Genomic DNA, 8,114 nt, shown 5'->3' on the forward strand with positions numbered 1-8,114 from the left:
TTCGGGGTCGGCGGGTGGCGTCGATGCCGAAAAGTCCAGGTACCAGGACCGGCGTGTCAAAAACAGACCCCTCAGACCCCCCGACCAGGGGCCGGCCCAAACCAATCGCGGATTTCGGGTCTCTGCACAGCACTTGCTTGATGACCGCCATGAATGGTACAAATTCCTGATAATGTTCCGGTGGGGAATGTAAGGATGGTTAACCGAAGTATCGGGTGAGGTGAGGGTATGTACGAACTCCTGTCCGACGTTGCGATAGTACCGGTGAAAGCCGATTTCCTGAAGCGGGTTTACACCGGGATGAACAAGGTACGCATCTCGGTGGGCGAGCACATCTCCGAACCCTCAGAGGTCTACATCGTCACAGGCGACATGGGTAAGGGCTATGAGACCTACATCGTGTTTTTCATGATCGAGCCTGCTTTTCATATTGTTTACGGGTGCGACAAGAACCCTTACGACCCCGCCGGAGCCGAAGAAGCGATCGACGAGGCGATCGACTTCGTGGAAGCGATGGGGTCCATCCTCGAGGAGGTTCCGTGGGAGACCATGTCATCGGAACAGAGGGCTTCCTGGGCCGGGAAAGAGGCCCTGTACCGGGAGACCGGAACCATCGAGCCGGAGCTCCTTGAGGTCGACGATGAGATCGCGTCGACCGAGCTTCTGGAGGTCATCGAGGAAGAAAATCCGGAAGGTGGATTGGTCGACCAGGCCCCTGAGACTGACAATGGGGCTACGGAGGTGGACGATGACCAGGAGCCGGAAGTTGAGGACAAGCCGCCCAGGGATAATGTCCTTGTCGCCGATGGTGATTTCGACGAGCTATTAAAGCAGGCTTTCCTGAAGCCCGAGGATGCCAGGAAAACGGGCAAACGAAAGGGGATGGTCGCTGCCATCGAAGAGGTTGCGGAAGAGCCTGTTGAACCGGCCTGGGAAGAGGCCATGGAAAAGGTCGAACCAGACGGGGTGGGAGCAACTGAAGAGGAGATCGGGACCGGGGGTGTAGAGGTCGAGGAAGAGGAACTCCCGCCCCCTGAAGAGAATATTGAAACGGAAGCCGTAGAGGTGTCACCGGTTCTGCCGGCCGCCTTTGCTCCTGGTGGGGGGGAAGCTGCGGCTGGGTTACCCGCAGCCCGTCCTGATGATGCAAAGGTTACCGGAGATGCCGCCTTTCCCGATGACCGTAAGATCCAGCTAAGCGTGGTGAGGTTTCTGTCGAGGTTTTGAGAATCAGCTAATAGCAAAGAGCTGATTTCCTGGAATGTGGAATTTGGAATCTGAAATTGGATTTAGCTGACAGCTAAATCCACTCCCGGAGGGTGACGGTTTTGAAAAAGATGAGAACCTGCCTGATCATGATCGCTGTTCTTTTTCTCGCGGCCGGGCTCCAGTCATGTGCCGGGACTGCCGAAAAGAGAGCGGAAAACCGCAGGGAGGGGGAGATCCTGCGGGATGAGGGGTTCAACTACCTTTCCGATGGGAATATGGAAAGAGCCCAGTTCAACCTGACCAAGGCCGTGAGGCTGATCCCCAACGACGCGGAGGCCCATTTCGGCCTCGGAACGATCTATCTCCTGCGTACCAATTACGAGCTTGCCGTGGAGGAGTTCGAGCGGACGATCGACCTGGACAAGACCCACGGCGACGCCTACAACAACCTGGGATTTACCTTTATGAAGCTGGGACGCTGGGACGAGGCTATCTCGGCCTGCCGGAAGGCCATGGACCAGATCGCGTACGACACACCGGAAAGGGCCATGACGATCATCGGGTGGTCCTACTACAAAAAGGGCGAGGCCGCCAGGGCCCTCGAGATGCTCCACAGGGCCCTCAACACCAGGGACAACCAGCCGGATATCGAGAACATGATCGCCCAGATCTACCTGGAAGAGGGCAGGCTGGAAAAGTCCAAAGCGATGCTTCTGGACCTGTTGAAACGGGTGCCCGGGTTTACTGGCGCCCGGCTCAACATGGGCATCGTCTACTACAAGGAAAAGGATTACGTCGCCGCCAGGCGCGAATTCAGGAAGGTCCTCGAACTCACGGACGGCCAGGGCGAGGAAGGGCGGCTCGCGAGGGGATACCTTGATCTCATCGAATGAGACCCATGAGGCCGAAAAGGAACTTGGGGAGAGGCTCAGAAGCTACCGTACCGATTCCGGGATGGAGATCGGTGAACTGGCGGTTCGCACCCGGATCACCGCCCGGCACATCGCTGCCCTGGAGGAAGGACAGCTGCATGTTCTACCGGGCCAGATTTTTATCAGGGGGTTCGTCAGGTCAATTTGCCAGGAACTGGGCCGTGATCCGGAGCCGCTGTTCGCCATCCTCGACGGCGCATTGGTAGCGGAGCCGCAGGAGGAAACCGATGCGAGCAACGGGTGCAAGAGGCCCACTCCTCTCATCCTGTCCGGTCTTGTCCTGGTGGCGCTTATTCTCGGTGGGATCCTGATCCACGGCAAGGGGAATGAGGAAAAGCCGGCTCGCAATGTCACAGAGGCGGCATTTGATACCGCTGACCAGTCCGTGACAGAGCCGCCGGAAGGACGACAGGCGGTCCAGGAGGCGGTCAGGGAACTCGACCTGCTCATAAGAGCCATCGACAAGACATGGCTGCGCATACAGCCGGACAACGCCGAACCGTGGGAAACCACCATGAGGGCAGGGGATGAGATCGCTCTCAAGGCCACTGAAAGGATCACCCTTTTCATAGGGAACGCGGGCGGGGTGCTCTTCGAGCTCAACGGAAAACGTTTCGGCCCGCCGGGAGCACAGGGGCAGGTTATCTCCAACTACACGATCACGAGGGATGAGCTATAATAGGGTCGCGAAAAGTCCAATCCGGGACTTTTCGCTTCACGGAAAGGGAAAAGCGTCGTTTTCCCTTTCCTCACGGAGACTGCTGTAATATCGCCAAAGTCCGGGTAAGACTTTGGCTCAACGGGAAGGGAAAAGCGGAAGAGCTTTTAACGCAGCGGATGAAGGATCGGTAGAAGTAGAAACAACAAGTCATCTGGTGTAGCTGGTGCAACCTGCTGTTTCTACTCCTACTATTATCCTGCCGCCGATAAAGCCTTTTTCCATTGAATACCTGTTTTCCGTCAAGATTCATCTGGTGAGGTTTTCAGCGCCTGGGTAAGCGGATTGTGCATTGGAACCTGTAACCCGGAACTCGGAAAGCGGAACCCGATTGATGCGCCATTGGCATCAGGAGCATGCATGGCCCGCGAAAAGCTCAGGAACATAGGGATCATCGCTCACATCGACGCCGGGAAGACGACCACCACCGAACGGATCCTCTATTATTCAGGGAAGATCCACAAGATGGGGGAGGTGGACCAGGGTTCGGCCCAGATGGACTGGATGCCCCAGGAGCAGCAGCGGGGGATCACCATCACCTCGGCGGCTACAACCTGCGTGTGGAACGGTCATACCATCAACATCATCGATACGCCGGGGCATGTGGATTTCACCGCCGAAGTGGAGCGCTCACTGCGTGTTCTGGACGGGGCCGTGGTGATATTCTGCTCTGTAGGCGGGGTCCAGCCTCAGTCTGAAAAGGTTTGGCGCCAGGCTGAAAAATACAGGGTACCAAGAATAGTATTTGTCAATAAAATGGATAGGATAGGAGCTAATCCTGAGAAAGTACTCGAAGATATATCAGAGACTTTAGGTGCCCTGCCCCTGCCGGTTCAGATGCCCGTGGGCGCCGAGTCAGGTTTCGAGGGGGTCGTGGACCTGGTGACCATGAAACAGCTTGCCTGGACCGGAGACGAGGGTAAGGGGGTCGAGGTCAATGACATCAGCGAGGGGATAGCCCCACTGGCGGAAAAGTGGAAGGAAAGGCTCCTCGAGGGTCTTTCGGAAGCCGACGACAGGGTCATGGAGCTTTACCTGGAGGGGAAAAAGGTTCCTGCGGAACTTCTTGTTGAAGTCATGCGGAAGGGGACCATCCAGGGCCGGTTCCATCCAGTCCTTTTCGGTTCGTCCCTCAAGAAAAAAGGGGTACAGACCCTCATGGACGCCATCGTGTCGTACCTTCCGTCTCCGGCAGACCTGCCACCGGTCAGGGGCGTGTGGGAGGGGCAGCCCGTAGAAAGGGCCCCTGACCCTGACGGACCGTTTTGCGCGCTCCTGTTCAAGGTCATGGCCTATGCGGGAAGACCGACCCTGCACTACCTCAGGGTCTACTCGGGCCGGTGCTCACTGGGTGACAGGATGCTCATCGCCCGGACGGGAAAAACCGAAAGGGCATTAAAAATCATGAGAATGCACGCCAACAGGAGGGAGGAGATACGGGAGATGTCCGCAGGGGACATCCTTTCCCTGGTCGGCCTTCGCGGAGTCCGGACCGGGGACACACTTTGCCATCCGGAACACCCTGTAATCCTTGAAGAACCTGTGTTCCCGGAGCCGGTTATCTTCATGGCCATCGAGCCCAGGAGCGTGAAGGACCAGGAGAAACTGCTGACCGTCCTCGATCTTCTCGCTCAGGAGGATCCGACCTTCGGTGTCCGCGTGGATGAGGAGACAGGCCAGGTCATTCTGAGCGGGATGGGAGAACTCCACCTGGAGGTCCTGGCCCAGCGCCTGTTCTCCGATTTCAAGGTGGAAGGACGGGTTGGGAACCCCCAGGTCTCCTACCGCGAGACGGTGACGAAAAAGGTCAGCAAAACGGTTAAGTTCTCGAAAGAGATCGCGGGACAGCTTCAGGAGGCCGAGGTCACCCTCAAGGTGGAGCCGATGATGATGGCCGGGACGGTCCATTACGAAGACAAAGCACCGGGTGTGAACATTCCGGCCGGGATACGATCTGTCATAAGAGAAGCGGCTCTGCAGGCGGCGGGCAGCGGAACAAGGGCAGGCTACCCGGTCACCGACGTGCGGATCACCCTGCTCGACGCCGGATATCACCCCGACCGCTCCACGGAAACGGCTTTCAGGGCCGCTGCCTCTTCAGCACTCAACCAGTGCCTGAGGGATGCCGATCCCGTCCTGCTGGAACCGGTGATGTCAGTCCAGGTGGAAACCCCCGAAGATCACACCGGGGACGTCATGGGCAGCCTCACACAGAGAAGGGGCTCTATCGAAGGCGTCGAGAAACTGGGCCAGGTGGAGATCATCAGCGCCAGCATCCCTCTAAAGGAGATGTTCGGGTACACGACAACATTGAGATCGCTGACCCAGGGACGCGGCAGCTTCACCATGGAACTGGCCCGCTACAGGCCGGTGGAGGACTAGGAGCTTGCCTCGCAAAATGTCTTGGAGATGATTTTTGCGAGGTTATTTATAGCAGGTAAACTGGTAATTCGTGGGTGGAAAAAGAGGATCCAATAGGGTGAGCTCTCCCAAAAATACATGCGTTGTACCGGGGCGATCCGACAGGACGCGTCGATACGTTGTGTTCACGGATATGGACGGCACTCTGCTCGATCACGAAACTTACAGCGTGCGTGGAGCCGTATCCGCCCTGGACCTGCTCATGCGCAGGAAGGTCGACGTCGTCCCCGTAACCAGCAAGACGGCAGCGGAGGTCCTCCGCTGGATGAGGCTTCTGATCCTTGACGGTCCCTACATCAGCGAGAACGGATGCGGTATTTCCATCCCGGAAGGGTTCTTCCGGGACAATCCCGATGGGGCCGAACTGATCCACGGGGAGTGGAAGATCCATCTTGGCGTGGAGATCGGGCAGGTGCGGGCGGTGCTGGAGAAGATCGCCGGAGAAGTCGGTTTCCAGTACCGGTCTTTCGGGCAGATGGAAGCGTCCGAGATCTCGGCCCTGACAGGTCTCACATGGGAAGAGGCCCAGCTGAGCCGCCAGCGGGATTACGACGAGGCGTTCTTTATCCCCATGGAGCATGAACCCGAAAAGATCCGTGAGGCCGCCCAAAAGCACGGGTTCACCTTGTTGAGAGGGGGCAGGTGCTACCACCTCACCGGGGGCTGTCACAAGGGAAAGGCTGTAAAGATCCTTTCGGAGCTGTACAGAAGGCACAAAGGCATGGTGTTGACAATCGGGATCGGCGACAGCGCCAACGACCTCCCCATGCTGGAGGCCGTGGACAGGCCGTTCGTCGTACAGAAACCCGACGGGAGCTACGACCCGGATATCCCGGCAGGGGCTGCTCACAGGGTCGACGGGATCGGTCCAAAGGGGTGGCGGATGGCTATCGAGGAGATCATGGCCGGTGATGGAAAACATTAGCCTGGTCCGGCTGGTCCAGGAAAGGATCGGCTACACCTTCAAAAACGAGGCACTTCTCGCGGAGGCGTTGACACACCCGTCGGCCGTCAAGGAGGGGAGGAGCCGTGGTCCGGATAACCAGAGGCTGGAGTATCTGGGGGACGCCGTGCTGCAGCTGGCTGTTTCCCACATGCTGGTCATCCGGTTTCCGGAGTCGGGAGAAGGGGACTTGAGTTTCTTGAGGGCCGAGATGGTGCGCCGGGAGAACCTGGCCGAGGTGGCGGCTGCATCGGGGATCCCGGAGCTGGTTCTCATGGGTCCCAGCCTGGAATCGGCTCCGACGGTGGCCCACGACACCGTGGCCGCCGACGCACTTGAGGCCCTGCTGGGAGCGGTGTACCTGGACGGCGGCTGGGACAATACGGTTCAGCTCGTGGAAGAGCTGTTTACCCGGATACCCGAACCCGGTGGAATGCTTAAAGGGGCCAAATCGTCCCTCCAGGAGATCATACAGGGCCGGTTCGGCGGCGAGGTGCCCGAATACGAGGTTGCTGAGGACACCAATGGCTGCAGCGATTCCAGGTTCACGGCCCGCGTTTTCCATCGGGGGCGTTTCCTGGGCGAGGGGATCGGCCGCAGCAAGAAGAGGGCTGAAGAGGCGGCCGCCATGAAAGCCCTGGCAGGCTTCGAGGAAGAGCCATGATGGGCCCCGCAAAAGACGGTCAGGCTGAATGTGCGCAAGAAGTGCGACCTGTGGGCTGGGGCCGCGCCATCGGGGTGACCGCCAGCGGTAAAATCGCTCCAGGAGGCTTTTTACGAGGTTGTCAGAGATGACCGGATTCAGGTCCGGTTTCGTGGGGATCCTGGGCAGGCCCAACGTGGGGAAATCCACCCTGTTGAACCGGCTTTGCGGTGAAAAGCTGGCCATCATCTCCGACAAGCCGCAGACCACGAGGAACAGGATCCTCGGGGTCCTCCACCAGGAGGGTTCCCAGATCGTGTTCGTGGACACTCCGGGCATGCACGAGACCGGGAAGGCCCTCAACAGGTATATGCAGGCGGTCATTGCCGGTGTAGCGGGAGACGTGGATATCGCGCTTTACATGGTGGATGCCACGAGGGCCCAGGGTAGGGAGGATGAACTGGCCCTTGCCATGCTGCCCGAAAGGCCTGAAGTGCCCGTGTTCCTGGTCGTCAACAAGGTCGATCAGGCCGGGAGCCAGGCTGCGGCGGAAAGAGCCGGAGAGCTGACAGGCCGGTACGGTTTCGCAGGGGTCGCCGCTGTGAGCGCCCTTAACGGCGAAGGCACCGGGAAGCTTGTGGAGATGATCCTCGGCGCGCTCCCGGAGGGTGTTCCCTACTTTCCGGAGAACATGGTCACCGACCAGCCGCTGGGCTTCAGGCTGGCCGAGATCGTCAGGGAAAAACTTTTCGATCTGACCCGGGAGGAGATCCCTTATTCCATCGCGGTGGTTGTGGAAAACATCTTCACCCGGCCCGACGGCCTCATGGAAGTGGGCGCAACGATCTTCATCGAGAAGGAGTCACAGAAGGGGATCATTATCGGGAAGGGAGGGAAAATGCTCAGGGATATCGGATCCCGGGCGCGTCACGAGATGGAGTCCCAGCTGGGGAAAAAAGTGTTCCTGCAACTGTGGGTGAAGGTCAAGAAAGGCTGGACCGACAGGGAAGGGCTGCTCAGGCAGATGGGGTATGAGTGAAATACAGTACTCAGTAAACAGTAGCCGGTATGCAGGTCATACGGATACTGCGTACATGGTTTATGACTTACATTTGACAGTAATCTGTAGTCAGAAGACAGATGTCAGTATCGTGAAACTTATCAGCTGAAGTTTGATGACTTCGCAAAAAGTCATCAACGCGCCCCGCGCGGGGCGCCCAAATCAATGACTCACCCCGTAAGTCATTG

General features: G+C 58.4%; 7 protein-coding genes. All 7 read left to right on the top strand.

All coding sequences use genetic code 11. From position 1 onward, the window contains the following. Window positions 1–228: 228 nt before the first annotated feature. The 7 genes from P1S46_10240 to era all read left to right on the top strand — a co-directional run bounded on the left by P1S46_10240 (window position 229) and on the right by era (window position 7,905). Window positions 229–1,227 carry a hypothetical protein gene (locus P1S46_10240; protein MDF1536858.1) on the top strand — a complete coding sequence of 333 codons (999 nt, stop codon included), beginning with the start codon at window positions 229–231 and terminating at the stop codon, window positions 1,225–1,227. 110 nt (window positions 1,228–1,337) lie between these two features. Continuing rightward, window positions 1,338–2,102: a tetratricopeptide repeat protein gene (locus P1S46_10245; GenBank protein ID MDF1536859.1), complete on the top strand. Its 765-nt coding sequence runs from the start codon at window positions 1,338–1,340 to the stop codon at window positions 2,100–2,102. Beyond that, on the top strand, window positions 2,086–2,820 hold the full coding sequence (locus P1S46_10250) for a DUF4115 domain-containing protein (GenBank protein ID MDF1536860.1): 735 nt from the start codon (window positions 2,086–2,088) through the stop codon (window positions 2,818–2,820). Before P1S46_10245 ends, P1S46_10250 begins: the two co-directional genes overlap by 17 nt. A 399-nt stretch (window positions 2,821–3,219) precedes the next feature. Continuing rightward, window positions 3,220–5,241, top strand: coding sequence for an elongation factor G (gene fusA / locus P1S46_10255; protein ID MDF1536861.1), 2,022 nt, complete (start codon window positions 3,220–3,222; stop codon window positions 5,239–5,241). A gap of 160 nt (window positions 5,242–5,401) precedes the next feature. Next, window positions 5,402–6,205, top strand: a complete 804-nt coding sequence (locus P1S46_10260) for an HAD-IIB family hydrolase (protein ID MDF1536862.1) — start codon at window positions 5,402–5,404, stop codon at window positions 6,203–6,205. Further along, window positions 6,192–6,887 carry a ribonuclease III gene (rnc, locus tag P1S46_10265; GenBank protein ID MDF1536863.1) on the top strand — a complete coding sequence of 232 codons (696 nt, stop codon included), beginning with the start codon at window positions 6,192–6,194 and terminating at the stop codon, window positions 6,885–6,887. Before P1S46_10260 ends, rnc begins: the two co-directional genes overlap by 14 nt. A gap of 127 nt (window positions 6,888–7,014) precedes the next feature. Next, complete coding sequence (gene era, locus P1S46_10270; protein MDF1536864.1) at window positions 7,015–7,905, top strand: GTPase Era; 891 nt, start codon at window positions 7,015–7,017, stop codon at window positions 7,903–7,905. Window positions 7,906–8,114 lie beyond the last annotated feature (209 nt).

Source organism: bacterium (assembly GCA_029210545.1).
Classification (GTDB): Bacteria; BMS3Abin14; BMS3Abin14; order BMS3Abin14; family BMS3Abin14; genus JARGFV01.